The organism is Flavobacterium kayseriense (genome assembly GCF_014305095.1).
Classification (GTDB): Bacteria; Bacteroidota; Bacteroidia; order Flavobacteriales; family Flavobacteriaceae; genus Flavobacterium; species Flavobacterium kayseriense.
This window is the reverse complement of record NZ_JACRUI010000002.1, coordinates 557,661-578,864: the sequence shown is the minus strand read 5'-3', so window position 1 is coordinate 578,864 and position 21,204 is coordinate 557,661. Positions and strand designations below refer to the sequence as shown.

Below are 21,204 nucleotides of genomic sequence, written 5' to 3'. Positions count from 1 at the left end.
GGTTTTTATACTATTTAACGAATCAATTTAATAGCCAGGATTTTGTTGGGCTCTTAAAGTTGGGTTTGAATTAGTTTCTAATATCGGTATTGGCCATATAAATTTAAAATCTGTATAAGGAATTGCATTAACAGTTAATGCACCAGTGTAAGGTGTTCCTAATGCATAAGCAGGTGTAGCAAGAGCTAGACTTGAAAAACCACCATTTGCTACCTTTGCAGGTATACCAACAATAGGGGCAAGGTTGTCATTTTGCAACCTGCTAATATCTGCCCATCTGCGTCCCTCCATTACAAATTCAATTCTTCTTTCAGTCAGAACTGATCTTAATAATGCAACATTGTCTGTAAGTCCGAATGTTGCTAAAGTGTAAGCTTGTGTCGCTGGTAATGCTAGTGAACGGTTACGCACTGAATTTAATCTTGCTAAACCATTAATCATGTCATTTTCTCTTGCGTATGCTTCAGCCATGTTTAATGCTACTTCAGCATATCTGATAATCGGTGAAGCGTCAGTCTTATTTACAGCATCTTTATACTTTTTAGTAAATTTAGTTCCAGGATAGTAACCAGTTACTCCTGTTACAACCATAGTTCCTTCTTCTCTACGTTTATCATCAGATAACCAGCTTGAGTTTCTCCAAATTATTGGGCTAATGGCTACTAGACCTCTACCATTTGTGGCAGCTGGAACTGGAGGATGATACATATTTGCTAATGCACCGTTTGCTCCAGGATTGTTAACTGCACTTTGAGCTAGAGAGAAAATTGACTCAGAGTTGCCTAAGTTATTTGAGAAAGGAGTATTTGGACTAGCCTCCATTGCATACAGTCCATTTAGTTTAACTCCTTCTGAGATTACCTTGTCCCATCTGCGCATATGCAAGTATACTCTAGTTTTGTATGCGATCGCAGCTTCTTTTGTTATTCTCTCAATTTTAGCTGTACCCGCTCTAGCGCTTTTAGATGCAGTTAAAGTTTCCGCATCATCAAGGTCTTTTAAAATTTTAGTATAACATTCAGCTACCGTATTTCTACCTTGCGCCAAGCTTAAATCAATATTGGGTTTTGTATTATTAGGAATTTCTCTGTAAGGAATCCCAGGATTATTACCTCCATTATCTTGAAACGGTCTAGCATGGTGAATTAAGATTTCGTGGTGTGCAATAGCTCTAAAAAACTTGGCCTGCCCAAGGTAATCATTTGCAACCGCTTGAGTAATCGTACCAGCTTGTAGTGCGGCTGTCACTCCTTCAATAATAATATTGGCTCTGTTTATTAAACGATATCCATCTGCCCAATAATAAGTATTGTTGGCAGTAGTAGTGTCATAAGTCCCTGTGTAGGTTAATTGATAAAAAGTAGCTAAGTTAAGCGCATCTTCACCTCTATTGTCTCCTTGTTGCACGAATGCAGCACCAAAGATATAGCCTCGGGGATTTCCGCCATTATAGTCTCCTAATGCGGCCGCGTTGTACATACCAGTTACTGATAATTGTACTAACTCAGGTGTAGTAAATGCAACTCCCTCTGCTATGCTGTTAAAAGGCTCAAGTTCTATTGTTTTTTCTTCACTACATGAAGTGAGCAGTATTGTAGTTAAAAAAATGGAAGCAATTAATCTTGGACTCCATTTGTTTATGAATTTATTTTTATTTTTCATTTTTTTTAATTTTAAATTAGAAACTAACATTAAGTCCCATCGTAAATATTGTCGATCTTGGAGTTCCGTTTAAATCCACTCCTAGAATTTCCATCTCTGGATCTAAACCTTTATACTTGGTAATAACCAGTAGATTTTGACCTTGTACGTACAATCTAAATTTATCAATTTTTAATTTGTCTGTAAAGTTTCTTGCGAAACTGTAACCAAGCGTTATGTTGTCTAATTTTATAAAGTCACCATTCTCTAAGAATCTTGTTGAAGCTTGATTTATATTAATAAAAGTCTCTCTGTCATCTCTAAGCCTTGGTGTCCATCCATCTCCAGGATTTGCAGCACTTTGCCATCTACCTAGTATTTCAGTACTGTTATTGTTAAAGTTTTGTCCTAAACCTTCTCTTCTTGTAGAGTTGAAAATTTTGTTTCCACCACTAAAACGGAACATAAATGTGAAATCTAAATTTTTATATTTCATTGTATTAATAATCGATCCAAAGTATGTAGGTAATACATTTCCTAATACACTTTTATCTGCTGCCGTTAACGATGATGCAACAGAGATATCAGCTGGAGTAGCTGGGTTGTAAACCCTGTAGGATTGAGTATCGATATTTCCTTGAACTAAAGATCCATCACTTTTATAATATACGGGGTTTCCGTTTGCAGGATTCACTCCGAAATAATTATATCCAAAAATCGCATTTGGAGATTCACCTTCTCTAAGTAAATTATCTCCAGTTAAAATATCTTGTCCATTAACCAATGTCACTACTTTACTTTTGACAAATGATACATTTGCGTTGATATTCCAAGTGAATTTTTCTCCTCTAACAGCATCAAAATCTGCTGATATTTCATGCCCAGTGTTTTTAAGAGCTCCTATGTTTTGAGATATTGAGTTTCCTGGTACACCTAGAGAAATTGGTTGTGGTACTGCTAAAATTAAGCCATTCTGATTATTTATGAAATAGTCATAAGTTAATTTTAAGCGACTATTAAATAAACTTAAATCAACTCCGTAATCTGTCTTTAAAGATGTTTCCCATCTTAACTGTGCATTTTGTGCTTGAGAGTAAGCGATACCGTTGTAGTCTGCATATTTTGCATTATTGTACAATCCTAGATAAGGGTAGTTACCTATGTTAACATTACCAACTTCAGCATACGAAGCTCTCAATTTAAAGTCAGATACTACATTCTCTATATCTTTCATAAATGATTCTTTGCTTACAGTCCATCCTGCAGATACCCCTGGGAAAGTTCCCCATTTATTTGCTGTAGGTAATGAAGAAATTCCATCTGTACGAATCGATCCTTGTATGAAATATTTCTCTTTAAAGTTGTAGTTTAATCTAGCAGCATAAGATATAATACCATTTTCTGACAATGAACCTCCTGAAATAGGAGTAGTGTAAGAACCAGATATCACATTTTGATTAAAGAAAGTTGATGATAATCCATTACCACCTGCAAAAAAGTTACTTACTCTTTGTTGTTGTGCTTCGTAAATTCCTGTTGCTGAAACGTTATGAGATTCTCCAAATGTTTTATTGTAAGATAAAACGTTTTGTACATTCCAACGAGTTAAATTAGAAAAGTCATTACGAATTAATCCCGCTACTCCAACTCCGTCTCCATTGATCGGGTTTAAGTATGTAAATCCTTCAGTTCCAATTGCATCTACACTTGCCTGTGTCTTAAAGTTTAAGCTGTTCGATAATCTAAAATTAGCGTATACGCTTGCTAGAGTTCTATCTATTTTAGAACGCAAAACATTATTGTCTAAAACATATCTAATGTTTGGGATGTTATTTGCAATTATTGAAAAATTTTCTGCTTGTCCAACAGATGGTCCACTTATGTTGTAACCAGTTGGATTTGCTGCATCATAAATAGGTGTGTTTGGTAATTGTCTTGCGGCATTAAACATCAATCCTGACAAACTGTTTGTACCTACATTTAGTCCTGTGTTTGTAGTTCTAGAAACGGCAATATTTGTTCCTATTGTTAACCAAGGTTTGATCTTTTGATCAACATTAGCTCTTACATTATATCTCGTTTGCTCATTAGCTAATGCAACACCTTCTTGATTGTTGTAACCTAACGAGAAGTAGTAACTCGTTTTATCTGTAGATCCAGATAATGATAAGTTGTGATCTATTTGCAACGCACTTGATCTAAGAACAGCTTTTTGCCAATCCGTATCAAATGCAGTTCCGTTAGCCCATGCTGAAACCCCTCTGTTACTTCTTTTCTCGTTTGAAATTGTAATGAAATCCGGTGTTTTAAGTAAATCTAGGAATTTTATTGGTTGCAAAGAACCAATGTAGGTGTTGTAGTTTGCTGTAAATCTACCACCTTTACCTTTTTTTGTTGTAATTAAAATTACCCCGTTTGCAGCTCTAGATCCGTAGATAGCTGTTGCTGATCCATCTTTTAAAACTTCTGTTGATTCGATATCAGCAGGATTAATATCTCCTAATGCATTTGTATTAGCATATCCTCCTACATCACCAGTGAAAATAGGTACTCCGTCAACCACAACTAAAGGGAAAGTTCCAGAAGAGATAGACCCAACTCCACGTATACGAATAACAGGTGCTTGACCTAAAACTCCCGAGTTAGTTGTAACCTGCACTCCCGCAGCTCTACCAGCAAGTTGAGATTCAAAACTTGGCGTAGCTAAATTAGCAATAGCACTTCCTTTAATGGATGTGATGGAACCTGTTACATCTTTTTTCTTTTGTGTTCCATAACCCACGACCACAACTTCATCGAGTGATTGTGAAGAATTCTTCATTTTAACATTAGCCACTGTATTTGTGGCTTTAACTTCTTGTGTTTCTGTCCCCACGAAACTAAAAACTAGAATGTCAGATGCTGACGCCTTAATAGCGTATTTTCCATCAAAATCAGTCTGAGTTCCTTTTTGTGTTCCCTTAATAAGGACACTTGCTCCCGGAAGCGGTAAGCCTGAATTGTCGGTGACAGTTCCGCTCACTGTCCTTTCTTGCGCGATGGTGAATTGCGCTACCAGTGCTACTAATAGCACTAAAATTTGTTTAAATCTTAGTTTCATTGATAGTTAAATTAAATTAGGGTGTAAATATCTTAATTAAAAGTTAAATATAATCATGCGTGAACTGTTGTTTATTAATAATTTTTTTCATATCAGTCAGTAATTTTGTGAATATTATAATTTTGATGTTAATAGTTTGTCTAAAATGAGATGCCATACTCTGTGCTTTCTAGTAAGTACGTTATTTTTTAGCTCCGTATTACTCCGTTTTTAGATATGACGACAAAAAAAAGGGGAAGCAATATTTAAATTGTTTCCCCTTTTTTAATTTTTATGATTAGTAACCTAATTGCGCTGTCTTACTGCTTCATACAAAAAAGCTCCACAGGCTACTGATACGTTTAGCGATCCTATAGTCCCAAACATAGGAAGTTTAGCTTTTTCGTCTACAATTTTTAGAACAGATGGATTAACTCCTCGGTCTTCAGATCCCATAATGATGGCCACGGGTTCATTAAGGGAAATATCATAAATATTTTGGTCTGTTTTTTCTGTTGCTGCTACCGTTTTGATGCCGCTTGCTTGTAGTAAAAAAATAGCATCTTTTATATGTTCTACTTTGCAAATAGGAATGTTAAATACTGCTCCGGCAGAAGTTTTTACGGTGTCGCCATTGACAGGAGCTGAGCCAGCTTTTTGAACAATTATACCATTAACTCCAGTGCACTCTGCTGTTCTTATGATAGCTCCAAAATTTCTTGCATCAGATATTTGGTCTAATACCAAGAATAATGGTTTTTTACCGTTTTCAACTACCGCATTTATTAAAGTTTCTAAGTCGAAAAATGAAATAGGAGAGATGCTCGCTACAGCACCTTGATGGTTATTAGGAGTAAGGCGATTTAGTTTTTCAACAGGAACGTAGGAGAAGTTAATGTTGGCTCTTTTCATGACTTTCATCAAGTCTTTCATTAATTCACCACTTGCTTCTTTTTGTATGTACACTTTGTCCACAGTGCTTCCTGCTTGGATTGCTTCAATTATAGCTCTAATCCCAAAAATTTGATGTTCTTTTTCCATGCCGCAAAGATATAAAAAAAAACCATCAGTGTTAACTGATGGTTTTAATTTTGATACGAATATTAACTAGTTATGTACTGATGTTTTTACCGTTATTTTTGGTATCGGGTTTGGTGTATTTGGATTGGCATTCACTTCTACCTGCGGATAAAGTAATCTTTGCGGCGTACCTGCATATCCGGGCTTTAATTGAATGTTAGCCATGTTATTTGATCTTCCAAAATCGTTTAACGTTTCATAAGTCCCCATGAAGTAGATGTATCTTTCTTGAAATATTTCTCTTAATAGTGCATTTTGCTGAGAAATACTTGGCGAAGGATTCTCTATGCCGCCTGCAAGGAAGTCATCTGCTATATATGCTTCATATTTAAATGGCTGTACCACTTCAACATCTAAGTCATAGTTAAAAAGAGCATAGCCTGAATTATTTATACCTATTGAGTATCCAGTATTCAATAATGCTCTATAATTGTTATATGAAGCTAAACCAGTATTGAAAGAAACTCTTCCATCTACTTCAGCAATAATTAAAAGCATTTCTCCGTAAGTAATAAGTGGTATTGCGGAATCACTTCCGAATTTCCCATTAGAAAAAGCATAATCAGAACCATAAATATTTAGCCCATAAGGAGAAAAATACTCTGCGTTATCATCACCTAAGTACGTAAAAGCAAATCGTGCAGATTCATTCGTTTTAGCATTTCCTCTGTATAGTGTGGCAGTCGGATCTAATAGACGCGCTGCATAGCTATCTCCTGACATATACGAATCTCTGTCATAAACCAAGAAAGAATAAAAAGGATTAAAACTTTGAAGGTAAGAATTTTGAAATTTTGCTTTGAAATCATCCTCAGCATTGTTTATGCCTAGTATTGCATTATCTTTTGCAAGGGGATATTCCTTGGTATGCAGATAATATCTAGCTTTCAATGAGTAAGCAAGCTTGATCCATTTTGAAGCATCTCCATTGTAGTATATATCCTTGTCCGCAGGTATTACCGGTCCAGTTGTTTTTTGAAGGTTTAAGATTGCTTTATCAAGTAAAAGTTGAATACTAGTGTATACGGATGCTTGAGGATCAAATTTAGGTGTTAAATTGTTTCCTGTTATGTCTAGTTCAGAGTAGGGAACATCTCCCCAAAGAGAAGTAACCGTTCCTATACAATGCGCCTCAATAACTTGTGCGGCTCCTGCTAATCTCGGGCTACCTTCAACTAGTGCTTTAGAAGAGGTGATTTTTGCCTGTGTTATAGTATTAACATAGGCATTATTCCAGCTATCATCAAAAGAAGAGGCTGCTGAATTGTTCCAGTTGTTTAATGCAACATACTGCCTGTCTTCTCCATTAGCTTGGTTCAACCAAATCATTACGTCTCTAGTGTTAGAGCTAGTTTGAAAAAATTGATTTGCTAGTAAAACCCCTTGAAAAAGGTTTTTTGCATCAGAATCGAGTAAATTGTCAGGATCAACATTCAAGTCATCCACATAACTTGTGCAACCAACTATTGTAGCAAGTACTGTACAGAGTGCTACTAATTTTATATTAATATTTTTCATTTGCTTAGAATTTTAAATTTACACTAAAGATTAGAGACTTAGAGTTTGGACTATTAAAGTATTGCAGCCCTCTTCCGTTTGATCCTCCTGTAAGATTTGTTTCAGGATCTTGTCCTAAAGTTTTGTCTTCAGTCCATAACCATAAATTTCTTCCTGTCCCGGTAAAAGTTATGCTCTCAATTCCGATGTTCTCTTTTTTAAATTTTAAAAGATAGGATAAGCTTAATTCTCTCCACTTAACCCATGAAGCTGATTTTACGAATTGTTCACTAACCGGTCCAAATCCTCCTCCTAATTGTGTGTACCAAGATTCATCTAGTAATACGTTTCCAGCACCAAAATCTCTTAAGTTACCTCTTACAGTTCCTGCAGGAATGACAGCTCCGTTGTAGTTTGTAGTTGGACTTGTAAGTGTAACTTCGTTTGCTGATTCTAAGGTTTTACCGAAGTTATTTAAAGCTCCATTTGTACCATCCCAAAGTTGACCTCCTATAGAAGCGTCGAAAAGGGTACTAAGAGTTACGTTTTTGAAACTAATTGATGTTCCAATGGCACCTCTCCAATTTGGATTAGGATCCCCTATAACGCCTTCAATTGGTGCTACTGTTGGAAACCCATTTGAGTCAAGAATTAGTGTTCCATTAGTATCTGTTGCAAATTTACCACCCCACAAGACTCCTAGTGGTTGTCCTAAAACTGCACGTGATGATGATCCCGCAAAACCATCTAGGAATAGTGATTCTGTTCCTTGTAGTTCAGTTACTTTATTTCTGTTTCTGCTCCAGTTACCAAATACATTCCATTTGATAGGAGAGTTAGAAGATAGTAAGTTAGCGTCAAATTCAATTTCAAATCCTTTATTTTCGATTGTAGCGAAATTTCCATAAAGACTACCGAATGTTGATGAGCCATTTAAAGGTACGTCAACAAGTAAATCTTTTGTCTCATTTGAGTAAAAGGTTGCGTTAATTGTAATTCTATTAAAGAATTCTAAATCTGCTCCAAATTCTACTTCCGTTTTGATTTCTGGTTTTAGGTTTGGATTTCCTCTACTTGCTGATCTTTGAAAAGAACCATTATAAGCTCCTGAGTCATAAGCTGGGCCATAACCCTCTAAGCCTGCTGCAGAATTGAAATAAGTGCTTCCTGCATATGCTCTAGGGATAGACGCGATTTGACCAAAAGTAGCTCTTAATTTACCGTTAGTCAATATCTCACTACTCATGTTATTTGTGAACTTATACGCTACCTCTGCAGTAGGATAAAAATAAGACTTTAAGGAAGGGCTATAAGTCGAAGAAGTTTCTAGTCGTCCTCCAACAGTTAAATATAAATAGTTCTTGTAATCAAATGCTGTAGAGAAATAAGCTCCACTGAGTTTAGAGTATCTTCTGTCTAAAAATGTTGTTTTGTCAAGGATTAATGCATTGTCGTAAGAAAAAGCGTTGTTGTCAATCAAGAAATTTTTATAAGTTCCTCCTCTTTGATCGTATTCACTTGATGAAAAGTTAATACCCGTAAGGTAATTCAATCCTATATCGTCATTGATTTGTAAATCGCCCAATGCAATAATGTCAACGTTGTACGATTTAAAGTCGGTAACACTTTCAGTAGCGAATCCATTTCCTCCATTTTCCGATGAATTCATTGGGAACATACTGATTCTTTTATCAGAGTATCCATCTAATCCAAGTCTCCCAAGTAGTGTCATCCAATTTGTTACCTCTTGCTTTATTTCGAATCCTGCAATATATCTTTCAACTGTATTTGGATTTTTTTGAACGTCTGTAGTCCACAAAGGGTTATTGTAGCTAGGATTTCTGTCTGCTGCGGTGGTCCCTACTGCTTGTCTATATGCTCTGTGGCTATTTAGCGAAGGAACTCCATTAACGAAGCTTGTACCTTTGTAGTCGGTGATGTCAAAATCAGCAGGATTACGGTAAAGTCCTAAAAACAATCCTGATAAATTAGACCCTGTCTGTACTCTGTTTGAATTGCTTGAAGAGTAACTAAACTTGCTTTTAAATGAAAGTTTATCACCTATTTTTGAGTCAGATGTAAAATCAACACTCGTTCTTTCGTAATCAGACCCTCTGACAATTCCTTCTTGAACATTACTACCTAATCCTAAGTAGAAACTTGTGGTTTCGCTACCACCACTTATAGCTACGTGGTTATTCAATGATTGCCCGTTATTTATCACTGCATCGTAATTTGAATCATTAAAATTAGCAGTGCTGTTTTTAGTTGTTATTGGGAAAATTGTATTTCCTCTGTCAGAAACAAAAGATTGCCCCGATGTATTGAATACGTCGGAAGCACCTGACCTTGTGGAGATTTTATCCCCAAACGAACCTGCTCTGTTTGAAGCTCCGCTCCAAACACCACCTGTACCTTGGCCATAGATATCCTGAGTTTTGAATTTGATATTAACTTTGTCAAAAGACACACTAGAGTTAATGTCTACAGATATTTTTCCTTTTTTTCCTTTTTTAGTAGTTATTAAAACCACCCCATTTGATGCTCTGTATCCCCATAACGCTGCAGCAGAAGCTCCTTTGAGCACTTTTACGGATTCGATATCATTAGGGTTGATGTCATTCATTCTACTTTGTTGACCTACACCATCTACTCCGCTTCCAATCTCATCGCTAGATACTGGAATACCATCTATAACATATAAAGGTTGTGTAGAGCCTGTAATAGAGTTTTGACCTCTAATTTGTACATAAGCTCCTGATCCTGGATCTCCAGAGTTAGAGACAATACTTACTCCTGATGCTTTAGCAGACAATCCTTTTAATAAAGATGTTTCACCTGAATTGGTAAGTACATCACCCTTTACTTTTGAGAATGCTGAGGCTGCTTCATTTTTCTTAACTTCAATACCTAAAACGTTAATAGTAACTCCTTCAAGTTCCAACGCGCTACTTATCATTTTGATGTTTATTAATGAAGAAGTAGCTTTTACTTCCTGTGTCTTTAGCCCTATATAGCTAAAAAGTAAAACTTGTGTTGGAGATGCTTTAATAGCAAATTTACCATCAAAATCAGTTTGTGTTCCTGAAGTAGTTCCTTTCAATAATACACTTACGCCGGGTATTGGCATGCCTGATTCATCAGAAACAACACCAGTAACGGTTCTTTCTTGCGCAAATGTTAATTGCGCTACAAGTACTAGTAATAGCACTAAGATTCCATTGAACTTTAGTTTCATTTTTTAATGTTTTTAATTAGTAAAACAAAAATCTTAATAATTTGTTAAAAAACCTAATAATGTTTGTTAATTTTTAAGTTTTTGTTAAAACTTAACATTATAACTAAAATTAATAATTGTGTTGTAAAAATTCGTTTTCACTTCATTGTTGTAATTATTTACTGCGGAAAACCGTAAAAGTCCATTTTGTGTTTGTAGTGAAAATCCTAAGCCGTAGCTGAGTTCATTAGTGTTATAAGCTGTTGTATTTGAAACTTTTGGCAGACTAAAACTCGCGAAATCAATTACGGTATTTACATAAAAATTCTCGTTAAGTAAGTATCTGTATTCTGTCGCTAGAACAAAAAAAGTTTTAGCTTGGAGACTATTCTCTAGAAAGCCTCTAATAGAATTATTTCCACCAAAACGATAAAGTTCATTTGTACTGTAGTTAGTGCTGTTGAGATTTTGAAAAATACCCTTTAAATTGAAGTGGTTTTTTTTGGATAAATAGAAGGTGTAGTTGGATGTTAGTTCGATGTAGTTTTGTGTATCTAAATTATCAGTTATTTGAGTACTTGTGTTTTCTCTTGTTCCAAATCCAAGTTTCATGGTGGTGCTTGCTTTGTTAGGATTGATGTTGTTGTTGTCTCTTTTGTTGTATGTGAATGTTGCGGTAATAAAATTACTTTTATAATCACTCACGATGTTGTTGTTTGTTTTTTGTATATCACTTGAGGTGGTTGATTCGTAGCCTAAGTAGAGTCGTGTGTTGTATTTTATGAAATAACTCAGTTCGATGCCTGTTTTTGTATTTTGGAAGGTGCTGTCTTGTTTAAATATATTAATTTGTCCTTTTAGTCCAATTGGACTTTTGAAAAGGTAGGGAAGTTCGAGGCCTATATTGAATATTCTTTGGTCATTGCCGTCGCTTTTCCAAATCAATTTAAATTCTTCTCCTGTATTTAGGATGTTCTGTAGTTTAAGATCTAGGTAGCCGCTTAATGTTATTTTTTGACTTTCGTTGTTATTGAAACCTATGAATCCATCAAAACTGTTTGCGTTTTGTTTTTCGAGATAAACATAAACTTTTGTTGAGTCAGTTGTAAAAAGTGTTTCAGGAGATTTTATTTGTTGTATGAAATTGTATTTATGAAATTCTTCACTGATTTTATTTAGATTGTTTTGCGAAACAATCATACTTTTAAATTGTCTGTTAATTTGTTTTAGATGGCCTTGAGGAAATTTTGCTTGCTTATTACTGTTCTCGACAACTTGTATTTTATCAATTATTTTTTGCTTATTTTCGGTTATTTCTAAATCTGCGAACAATGTACCTTCTTTTTTTGAAATGTTGCTTAATTTAAAAACCGAAAGTGCGAAGCCTGCGTTTTCCAGCTTTGTCTTTTGTTCGTTTAAAAATGATTCTACAAGAGGGTAAGGTACGGTTATGGAATCTTTATTGTTTGAAATCAATTTTTTAACCGCTTGATTTGAGTGAATCAATAATTTTATTGTTTTTGTTTTGGAACCTAAGCTAATGATCGAAACGAAAGAGCTGTCGTTGACTTGATTGTTTGAAACCTCTTTGTTTTCTAAATATCCTTGTTTCGATAGTGATTTTTGGATACGTGCTGTTTCTTGAATTAAAGATAATTTGTCGCGGTGTGTTTTATCATACTGAATTGAGTCTATTATTTGTGTTTCAGTTTTTGTGAGGCCTTCAAATTTCAGGTGGTAATTCTGAGCGTAGCAACTCACACTTGTTATTGTTATGAGAAGTATAAGGAGTAGCTTTTTCAATCAAGTTTAGGTATAAGTAAATGGAATACAAATATCTAATCTTTGTGGTTAAAATCAAATAGCTAAATAATCTTATTGAAAATTAATGAATTAACATTTGTAGAGTAAAAAATAATTTATACATTTGCAACCCCGTAAAAAGCGGGAATTAAATATACATAATAAATTTTTAGTATTAATTATGCCAACAATTCAACAATTAGTAAGAACAGGAAGAACTCAGATAACTAAGAAGAGTAAATCGGTTGCTTTAGATTCTTGTCCTCAAAGAAGAGGGGTTTGTACGCGTGTTTACACTACAACACCAAAAAAACCAAACTCTGCAATGCGTAAAGTAGCGCGTGTACGTTTGACAAATGGTAATGAAGTGAATGCTTACATCCCTGGTGAAGGACACAATTTACAAGAGCACTCGATAGTATTAGTTAGGGGTGGAAGGGTAAAAGATTTACCAGGAGTTAGATATCACATCGTTCGTGGTGCACTTGATACGTCAGGAGTAGCAGGAAGAACGCAAAGGAGATCTAAGTATGGTGCTAAACGCCCAAAAGAAGCAAAAAAGTAATTTAAAAGGAAATTTTTGTAGAGGCGCAATTTATTGTGACTAGATAATTATGAAATTTTATTAAAAAAAAGACATGAGAAAAAGAGCGGCAAAGAAAAGACCACTTTTACCAGATCCAAGGTTTAGTGACCAACTGGTAACACGTTTTGTGAACAACTTAATGTGGGATGGAAAAAAATCGACAGCGTTTAAAGTATTTTATGATGCTATTGACATCATTGAGTCTAAAAAACAAGATGCTGAAAAGCCATCGTTAGAGATTTGGAAAGATGCGTTGACAAACGTTATGCCTCACGTAGAAGTACGTAGTCGTAGAGTAGGTGGAGCGACATTTCAAATCCCGATGCAAATTCGTCCAGACAGAAAAATTTCTATGGCAATGAAATGGTTAATTCTTTATTCAAGAAGAAGAAACGAAAAATCAATGGCTCAGAGATTGGCAAACGAATGTTTAGCTGCGGCTAAAGAAGAAGGTGCTGCTGTTAAGAAAAGAATGGATACTCACAAAATGGCAGAAGCTAACAAAGCATTCTCTCACTTTAGATTTTAATTCTTAAGAAATGGCTAGAGAACTTAAATATACAAGAAATATAGGAATTGCTGCTCACATTGATGCTGGTAAAACAACAACAACGGAGCGCATATTATTCTATACAGGAAAATCACATAAAATTGGTGAAGTACATGATGGTGCTGCAACAATGGACTGGATGGCACAAGAGCAAGAAAGAGGTATTACAATTACTTCTGCTGCTACAACTTGTGAATGGAATTTCCCAACTACTCAAGGTAAAATTTTACCTGAAACATTACCTTATCACTTCAATATTATTGATACTCCGGGACACGTTGACTTTACAGTTGAAGTAAACCGTTCTTTACGTGTACTTGATGGTTTGGTTTTCTTATTTAGTGCTGTTGATGGTGTTGAGCCGCAATCAGAAACTAACTGGAGACTTGCTGATCAATATAGAGTGCCTCGTATTGGGTTTGTTAATAAGATGGACAGACAAGGATCTAACTTTTTGATGGTATGTCAGCAAGTAAGAGATATGTTGAAATCAAATGCAGTTGCGATCACTTTACCAATTGGTGAAGAAAATGATTTCAAAGGTGTTGTAGATTTAGTAAGAAACCAAGCTATTGTTTGGGATGATGCAGGAATGGGAGCAACGTATGAAGTTGTAGAAATCCCTGCTGATATGGTTGAAGAAGTTAAAGAGTACAGAGATATTCTTATCGAGGCTGTAGCTGATTACGATGAGAATTTGCTTGACAAGTATATGGAAAATCCAGATTCTATTACAGAAGAGGAAATCAATACTGCTTTAAGAGCTGCTGTGATGGATATGGCTATCATTCCTATGATTGCTGGTTCTTCTTTTAAAAACAAAGGTGTTCAGTTCATGTTAGATGCAGTATGTAAGTACTTGCCATCTCCAATGGATAAAGAAGGAATTGAAGGAATTCATCCTGATGATGCTGAATTGTTAGAAGAAGATCAAACTAAAATCTTGCGTAAGCCAGACGTAAAAGAGCCGTTTGCTGCTCTTGCGTTTAAGATTGCTACAGACCCATTTGTTGGTCGTTTAGCTTTCTTCCGTGCTTATTCAGGAAGATTAGATGCTGGTTCTTATGTCTTGAACACACGTTCAGGAAACAAAGAAAGAATTTCTCGTATCTACCAAATGCATGCTAACAAACAAAATCCAATCGATTACATCGAAGCTGGAGATATTGGAGCAGCGGTTGGATTTAAAGATATCAAAACAGGAGATACATTGTGTGATGAGAAACACCCAATTATTCTTGAGTCTATGAAATTCCCTGCGCCAGTAATTGGTATTGCTATTGAGCCTAAAACTAAGGCTGACGTAGATAAAATGGGTATGGCTTTGGCTAAATTAGCTGAGGAAGATCCAACGTTTACAGTTAGAACAGATGAGGCTTCGGGTCAAACTATTATCTCTGGTATGGGTGAGCTTCACTTAGATATCTTAGTTGATAGAATGAGACGTGAATTTAAAGTTGAAGTGAACCAAGGTGAGCCTCAAGTTGAATACAAGGAAGCTTTTACAAGAAGTGCTCAGCACAGAGAAACTTACAAGAAACAATCTGGAGGTCGTGGTAAATTCGGTGATATCGTATTTGTATTAGAGCCTGCTGATGAAGTAGATGGTAAAGCTCCAGTTGGACTACAGTTCGTTAACTCTGTAAAAGGGGGTAACGTTCCTAAAGAATATATTCCTTCTGTTGAGAAAGGATTTAGAGAAGCAATGAAAACGGGTCCTTTAGCAGGATACCAAGTAGATAGTTTAAAAGTTACACTTTTAGATGGATCTTTCCACCCTGTGGATTCAGATGCTTTGTCTTTTGAATTAGCTGCAAGAATGGGGTACAGAGAAGTAGCAAAAGCTGCTGGTGCTGTAATCCTTGAGCCTATCATGAAAATGGAAGTTATTACACCTGAAGAAAACATGGGAGATATCGTTGGTGATATTAACCGTCGTAGAGGTCAAGTAAATGATATGGGTGATAGAAATGGAGCTAAAACTATTAAAGCGGATGTGCCATTATCTGAAATGTTTGGATATGTTACAACTTTAAGAACCTTATCTTCAGGTCGTGCAACTTCAACTATGGAATTTTCACACTACGCAGAAACACCTTCAAACATCTCTGAAGCAGTAATCAAAAAAGCAAAAGGAAACGCTTAATTTTAAGAAAATGAGTCAAAAAATCAGAATAAAACTAAAATCTTACGATCACATGTTGGTAGATAAGTCTGCTGAAAAGATTGTAAAGACGGTTAAGAGTACCGGTGCAGTAGTAACAGGACCAATTCCATTACCTACTCACAAGAAACTTTTTACAGTATTGCGTTCTCCGCACGTTAACAAAAAAGCAAGAGAACAATTTGAAGTAATGTCATATAAGAGATTAATTGATATTTATTCATCTTCATCTAAAACTATTGATGCTTTAATGAAATTAGAATTGCCTAGTGGAGTTGAAGTAGAGATCAAAGTTTAAGTATCTTTCAAGAGTAAAAAGAGCACTTCATTTAAGTGAAAAGTTTTTTTTGGTTTGTGTGTAAATAAGTTATACTTTTGCACCACTAAAAAAAATAGGTCACTTAAATGATTGTGTTCTATTTTTATATTTAATAATTAATAATTAATATTTATGTCTGGGTTAATTGGTAGAAAAATCGGCATGACTAGTCTTTTTGATGAGAACGGGAAAAACATTCCTTGTACTGTAATTGAGGCTGGACCATGTGTTGTTACCCAAGTCAGAACCAAAGGTGTTGACGGGTACGAAGCGTTGCAGTTGGGTTTCGATGACAAAAACGAGAAACATTCCACAAAAGCGGCTTTAGGTCACTTTAAAAAAGCGGGAACTGTAGCTAAGAAAAAAGTCGTTGAATTTCAAAATTTTGCAACAGAACAAAAATTAGGAGATCTTGTAGATGTTTCTATGTTTGTTGAAGGAGAATTTGTAGATGTACAAGGTGTATCTAAAGGTAAAGGTTTTCAGGGGGTTGTAAAACGTCACGGTTTTGGTGGTGTTGGTCAAGCAACTCACGGTCAACACAACCGTTTAAGAGCTCCAGGTTCTGTAGGAGCTTCTTCTTATCCATCTAGAGTATTCAAAGGAATGCGTATGGCTGGACGTATGGGAGGAGAAAATGTAAACATTCAAAACCTTAGAGTTTTAAAAGTAGTTGCTGAGAAGAATCTACTAGTTATCAAAGGATGTGTTCCTGGGCATAACAACTCTTATGTAATCATTCACAAGTAATGGAAGCAAAAGTATTAGATTTCAACGGAAAAGATACTGGAAGAAAAGTTCAACTTTCTGATTCAGTATTTGGTATAGAGCCAAACAATCACGCGGTATATCTTGATGTTAAGCAATATCTTGCTAATCAACGCCAAGGGACGCACAAAGCTAAAGAAAGAGCTGAAGTAGCGGGAAGTACACGTAAGATTAAAAAACAAAAAGGAACAGGTACTGCTCGTGCGGGTAGTGCAAAAAATCCTTTGTTTAAAGGAGGAGGAACAGTTTTTGGACCAAGACCAAGAAGTTATTCATTCAAATTGAATAAAAGCTTGAAAAGATTGGCAAGAAAATCTGCTTTCTCGATCAAAGCAAAAGAATCAAACATTATCGTTCTTGAAGACTTTAATTTTGAAACTCCAAACACTAAAAATTTCATTAATGTTTTGAAAGCTTTAGAGTTAGAAAATAAAAAATCACTATTTGTATTGGGTGCTTCAAATAAAAATGTATATTTGTCGTCACGCAATTTAAAGGCAGCTAGCGTTGTAAGTAGCTTAGAATTAAGTACTTATGCTATATTAAATGCTAATAATTTAGTGCTTTTGGAGAGTTCTTTGGAAGTAATTGAAGAAAATTTAAGTAAATAATAGGATATGAGCATCATAATTAAACCTATAGTAACGGAAAAAGTAACCAAAGAAAGTGAAGTTTTAAACCGCTTCGGATTCGTTGTTAACAAAAAAGCAAATAAAGTTGAGATTAAGAAAGCTATTGAAGCTGCTTATGGTGTGACTATTTTGAGTGTTAACACGATGAACGTAAGACCGGATAGAACTACAAAATACACTAAAAGTGGTTTAATCAGTGGAAAGACGAATGCAATTAAGAAAGCAATTGTTCAAGTACAAGAAGGAGAAACAATTGATTTTTACAACAATATCTAAGATAGAAAAATGTCAGTAAGAAAATTAAAACCTATTACCCCAGGTCAGCGATTTAGAGTTGTGAATGGTTATGACGCTATTACAACTGATAAGCCGGAACGCTCTTTGATAGCGCCGATAAAAAACTCTGGAGGTAGAAATAGTCAAGGAAAGATGACCATGCGTTATACGGGTGGTGGTCACAAGCAGAGATATCGTATCATTGATTTCAAACGTACCAAGGAAGGAATTCCTGCTACAGTGAAATCTATTGAATATGATCCAAATCGTACTGCATTTATCGCTTTATTAGCTTATGCTGATGGAGAGAAAACGTATATTATCGCTCAAAATGGATTGAAAGTTGGTCAGAAATTAGTTTCTGGTCCTGAGGCTCAGCCAGAGATTGGTAATACTATGCCTTTAAGTAAAGTTCCGTTAGGAACTGTTATTTCTTGTATCGAATTGAGACCAGGACAAGGAGCTGTAATTGCTCGTTCTGCTGGAACATTTGCTCAATTAATGGCAAGAGATGGAAAATATGCTACAATTAAAATGCCGTCTGGTGAAACAAGATTGATCTTGCTAACTTGTTCTGCTACTATTGGAGCGGTATCTAATTCTGACCACCAATTAGTTGTATCTGGTAAAGCAGGTAGAACAAGATGGTTAGGTAGAAGACCTAGAACAAGACCTGTTGCAATGAACCCTGTCGATCACCCAATGGGTGGTGGTGAAGGACGTTCTTCTGGTGGACATCCACGTTCAAGAAATGGAATACCAGCAAAAGGTTATAGAACTCGTTCTAAGAAAAACCCGAGTAACAAGTATATCGTAGAACGTAGAAAGAAATAATAAGATATGGCACGTTCATTAAAAAAAGGACCTTTCGTTCATTATAAGTTAGACAAGAAAGTACAAGAAAACATCGCTGGTGGAAATAAAGGAGTAGTAAAGACTTGGTCTAGAGCTTCTATGATTACTCCAGACTTCGTTGGACAGACTATCGCAGTTCATAACGGTCGTCAATTTGTACCAGTTTACGTAACAGAAAACATGGTAGGTCACAAATTAGGAGAATTTTCACCAACTAGATCTTTTAGAGGTCATGCTGGAGCAAAAAATAAAGGTAAAAAATAAGAAGCAATGGGAGTTCGTAAAAGAGAAACAGCAGATGCGAGAAAAGAGGCTAATAAGTCTATTGCTTTCGCAAAATTGAATAACTGCCCTACTTCACCTAGAAAAATGCGCTTAGTAGCGGACTTGGTAAGAGGTCAGAAGGTAGAGAGAGCATTAAACATCCTTAGATTTAGTTCTAAAGAAGCTTCAAGAAAATTAGAAAAATTGGTTTTATCTGCAATCAACAATTGGGAGCAAAAAAATCCTGAAGCTAGTTTAGAAGAAGCAGGTTTATTTGTTAAAACGATTACAGTAGATGGTGGAATGATGTTGAAAAGACTTCGTCCAGCTCCACAGGGTCGTGCACACAGAATCAGAAAACGTTCAAATCACGTAACAATCGTGTTAGGAGCTATTAATAACACACAAGCAATTTAATACAAGATGGGACAAAAGACAAATCCAATTGGAAATAGACTTGGTATCATCAGAGGATGGGACTCAAACTGGTATGGTGGAAATGATTATGGTGATAAACTTGCCGAAGATCACAAAATCAGAAAGTATATCCATGCTCGTTTATCAAAAGCTAGTGTATCAAAAGTAATCATCGAGAGAACTTTAAAACTTGTAACCGTTACTATCACTACTGCAAGACCTGGTATCATTATCGGAAAAGGTGGACAAGAGGTAGACAAGTTGAAAGAAGAACTTAAGAAAATTACTGACAAAGAGGTTCAAATCAACATCTTTGAAATTAAAAGACCGGAGCTTGACGCGTATCTAGTTGCTACAAGCATCTGTCGTCAAATCGAAAGCCGTATTTCTTACAGACGTGCAATCAAAATGGCTATTGCTGCTTCTATGCGTATGAACGCTGAAGGTATCAAAGTTTTGATTTCTGGTCGTTTGAATGGTGCTGAGATGGCACGTTCGGAAGGTTTCAAAGAAGGAAGAGTTCCTTTATCAACTTTCAGAGCCGATATTGATTATGCATTAGCTGAGGCGCATACTACTTATGGTAGAATGGGTATCAAAGTGTGGATCATGAAAGGTGAAGTTTACGGAAAGAGAGATCTTTCTCCGCTTGCTGGAATGGACAAGAAACAATCTGGCGGAAAAGGTGGAGATTCTCCTCGTGGAAAATCTAACTTTAATAAAGGTGGAAAACCAGACGCTCGTAAAAGAAAGTAATTTTTAAATTAAAGAAAAATGTTACAGCCTAAAAGAACAAAATACCGTAAGGTACAAAAAGGTAAAATGAAAGGGAACTCTGGAAGAGGACATGAACTTTCTAATGGAATGTTTGGTATTAAATCTGTACATGAAGATGGTATGTTTCTAACTTCTCGTCAAATCGAAGCTGCACGTATCGCTGCAACTCGTTTCATGAAAAGAGAGGGACAATTATGGATCAAAATATTTCCAGACAAACCAATTACTAAGAAGCCTCTTGAGGTACGTATGGGTAAAGGTAAAGGTGCAGTTGAGTATTGGGCTGCCGTTGTTAAACCCGGAAGAATTATGTTTGAAGTTGGAGGAGTTCCTTTGTCAGTTGCAAAAGAGGCGTTACGTCTTGCGGCTCAAAAGCTTCCAGTAAAAACTAAGTTCGTCGTTGCTAGAGATTTCGAAGCATAATCTATATTATATTATGAAACAATCAGAAATAAAAGATCTTTCTGCAGCTGAGTTGCAAGAAAAGCTTAGCCAGACTAAGAAAACATATGCTGACCTAAAAATGGCTCATGCTATATCTCCAATTGAGAATCCACTTCAAATTAGAAGTGTAAGAAGAACAGTTGCAAGATTAGCTTCAGAGCTTACAAAAAGAGAGTTGCAATAATTGTAATCTGCCGAAAGATGGAAGAAAAAAGAAATTTAAGAAAAGAGAGAATAGGTGTTGTAACTTCAGACAAAATGGATAAATCTATTGTTGTTGCTGAAGTTCGTAAAGTAAAACACCCGTTATACGGTAAGTTCGTGTTAAAAACAAAGAAATACGTTGCACACGACGAAACAAACGACTGTAACATTGGAGATACTGTAAGAATTAGCGAAACGCGTCCTTTAAGTAAATCAAAATGTTGGAGATTAGTTGAAATCCTAGAAAGAGCTAAATAATTATGGTACAACAAGAATCAAGACTAAAAGTAGCAGATAACACTGGAGCAAAGGAAGTTTTAACTATCCGTGTTTTAGGAGGTACCAAAAGAAGGTATGCCTCTGTTGGTGACAAGATTGTAGTTTCTATCAAAGATACAACTCCAAACGGAAGCGTTAAAAAAGGAGCTGTTTCAACTGCAGTTGTTGTACGTACCAGAAAAGAAGTGAGAAGAGCCGATGGTTCTTATATCCGTTTCGATGATAATGCATGTGTTCTTTTGAACGCTGCAGGGGAAATGAGAGGAACTCGTGTTTTTGGACCGGTAGCAAGAGAACTTCGTGAAAAACAATTCATGAAAATTGTATCATTAGCACCAGAAGTGCTTTAATT

The 21,204-nt window shown here is 35.7% G+C and carries 21 protein-coding genes; 15 read left to right on the top strand and 6 right to left on the bottom strand.

The genetic code is table 11. The annotated features are described in order from the left end of the window. Positions 1–27 precede the first annotated feature (27 nt). From H8R22_RS09005 to H8R22_RS08980, 6 genes are all read right to left on the bottom strand, one after another. Positions 28–1,662 carry a RagB/SusD family nutrient uptake outer membrane protein gene (locus H8R22_RS09005; RefSeq protein WP_187010108.1) on the bottom strand — a complete coding sequence of 545 codons (1,635 nt, stop codon included), beginning with the start codon at positions 1,660–1,662 and terminating at the stop codon, positions 28–30. A gap of 16 nt (positions 1,663–1,678) precedes the next feature. Next, complete coding sequence (locus H8R22_RS09000) at positions 1,679–4,741, bottom strand: SusC/RagA family TonB-linked outer membrane protein (RefSeq protein ID WP_187010107.1); 3,063 nt, start codon at positions 4,739–4,741, stop codon at positions 1,679–1,681. A gap of 285 nt (positions 4,742–5,026) precedes the next feature. Further along, positions 5,027–5,761, bottom strand: a complete 735-nt coding sequence (gene rlmB, locus H8R22_RS08995) for a 23S rRNA (guanosine(2251)-2'-O)-methyltransferase RlmB (RefSeq protein WP_187010106.1) — start codon at positions 5,759–5,761, stop codon at positions 5,027–5,029. 66 nt (positions 5,762–5,827) lie between these two features. Then, a complete protein-coding gene (locus tag H8R22_RS08990; protein WP_187010105.1) occupies positions 5,828–7,318 on the bottom strand; it encodes a SusD/RagB family nutrient-binding outer membrane lipoprotein in 1,491 nt (496 codons plus the stop codon). A 4-nt stretch (positions 7,319–7,322) separates the two neighbouring features. Then, the gene (locus H8R22_RS08985; RefSeq protein WP_187010104.1) at positions 7,323–10,535 is read right to left on the bottom strand and encodes a SusC/RagA family TonB-linked outer membrane protein; all 3,213 of its coding nucleotides are present in this window, start codon (positions 10,533–10,535) and stop codon (positions 7,323–7,325) included. An 84-nt stretch (positions 10,536–10,619) separates the two neighbouring features. After that, complete coding sequence (locus H8R22_RS08980) at positions 10,620–12,275, bottom strand: BamA/TamA family outer membrane protein (RefSeq protein ID WP_187010103.1); 1,656 nt, start codon at positions 12,273–12,275, stop codon at positions 10,620–10,622. Positions 12,276–12,498: 223 nt separating this feature from the next. On the opposite strand from H8R22_RS08980, the gene rpsL reads away from it, so the two are divergent. The 15 genes from rpsL (at position 12,499) to rplN (ending at position 21,202) form a co-directional block, all read left to right on the top strand. Then, on the top strand, positions 12,499–12,882 hold the full coding sequence (rpsL, locus tag H8R22_RS08975) for a 30S ribosomal protein S12 (protein ID WP_007136570.1): 384 nt from the start codon (positions 12,499–12,501) through the stop codon (positions 12,880–12,882). A gap of 73 nt (positions 12,883–12,955) precedes the next feature. Continuing rightward, positions 12,956–13,432: a 30S ribosomal protein S7 gene (gene rpsG / locus H8R22_RS08970; protein WP_187010102.1), complete on the top strand. Its 477-nt coding sequence runs from the start codon at positions 12,956–12,958 to the stop codon at positions 13,430–13,432. Between the two features lie 10 nt (positions 13,433–13,442). Beyond that, positions 13,443–15,599 carry an elongation factor G gene (gene fusA / locus H8R22_RS08965; RefSeq protein WP_187010101.1) on the top strand — a complete coding sequence of 719 codons (2,157 nt, stop codon included), beginning with the start codon at positions 13,443–13,445 and terminating at the stop codon, positions 15,597–15,599. 10 nt (positions 15,600–15,609) lie between these two features. Beyond that, entirely contained in the window at positions 15,610–15,915 is a 306-nt protein-coding gene (gene rpsJ / locus H8R22_RS08960; RefSeq protein ID WP_011963470.1) for a 30S ribosomal protein S10, read from the top strand. A gap of 153 nt (positions 15,916–16,068) precedes the next feature. Next, the gene (rplC, locus tag H8R22_RS08955; protein WP_187010100.1) at positions 16,069–16,686 is read left to right on the top strand and encodes a 50S ribosomal protein L3; all 618 of its coding nucleotides are present in this window, start codon (positions 16,069–16,071) and stop codon (positions 16,684–16,686) included. Further along, entirely contained in the window at positions 16,686–17,315 is a 630-nt protein-coding gene (gene rplD / locus H8R22_RS08950; RefSeq protein WP_187010099.1) for a 50S ribosomal protein L4, read from the top strand. The genes rplC and rplD overlap by 1 nt, the downstream gene beginning before the upstream one ends. Before the next feature lie 6 nt (positions 17,316–17,321). Beyond that, a complete protein-coding gene (gene rplW, locus H8R22_RS08945; RefSeq protein ID WP_007136564.1) occupies positions 17,322–17,612 on the top strand; it encodes a 50S ribosomal protein L23 in 291 nt (96 codons plus the stop codon). Between the two features lie 9 nt (positions 17,613–17,621). Then, entirely contained in the window at positions 17,622–18,446 is an 825-nt protein-coding gene (gene rplB, locus H8R22_RS08940; RefSeq protein ID WP_187010098.1) for a 50S ribosomal protein L2, read from the top strand. 6 nt (positions 18,447–18,452) lie between these two features. Continuing rightward, positions 18,453–18,731: a 30S ribosomal protein S19 gene (gene rpsS, locus H8R22_RS08935; protein ID WP_007136562.1), complete on the top strand. Its 279-nt coding sequence runs from the start codon at positions 18,453–18,455 to the stop codon at positions 18,729–18,731. Between the two features lie 6 nt (positions 18,732–18,737). Continuing rightward, complete coding sequence (rplV, locus tag H8R22_RS08930) at positions 18,738–19,148, top strand: 50S ribosomal protein L22 (protein WP_187010097.1); 411 nt, start codon at positions 18,738–18,740, stop codon at positions 19,146–19,148. Positions 19,149–19,154: 6 nt separating this feature from the next. Then, a complete protein-coding gene (gene rpsC, locus H8R22_RS08925; protein ID WP_026707012.1) occupies positions 19,155–19,904 on the top strand; it encodes a 30S ribosomal protein S3 in 750 nt (249 codons plus the stop codon). Between the two features lie 18 nt (positions 19,905–19,922). Beyond that, the gene (gene rplP / locus H8R22_RS08920; protein ID WP_016989325.1) at positions 19,923–20,348 is read left to right on the top strand and encodes a 50S ribosomal protein L16; all 426 of its coding nucleotides are present in this window, start codon (positions 19,923–19,925) and stop codon (positions 20,346–20,348) included. 13 nt (positions 20,349–20,361) lie between these two features. Beyond that, complete coding sequence (rpmC, locus tag H8R22_RS08915; RefSeq protein ID WP_187010096.1) at positions 20,362–20,553, top strand: 50S ribosomal protein L29; 192 nt, start codon at positions 20,362–20,364, stop codon at positions 20,551–20,553. 17 nt (positions 20,554–20,570) lie between these two features. Next, positions 20,571–20,831 (top strand): 30S ribosomal protein S17, encoded by a 261-nt coding sequence (gene rpsQ / locus H8R22_RS08910; RefSeq protein WP_072945395.1) that lies wholly within the window; start codon positions 20,571–20,573, stop codon positions 20,829–20,831. A 2-nt stretch (positions 20,832–20,833) separates the two neighbouring features. Further along, complete coding sequence (gene rplN / locus H8R22_RS08905) at positions 20,834–21,202, top strand: 50S ribosomal protein L14 (protein WP_007136556.1); 369 nt, start codon at positions 20,834–20,836, stop codon at positions 21,200–21,202. The last annotated feature ends 2 nt before the right edge of the window (positions 21,203–21,204 follow it).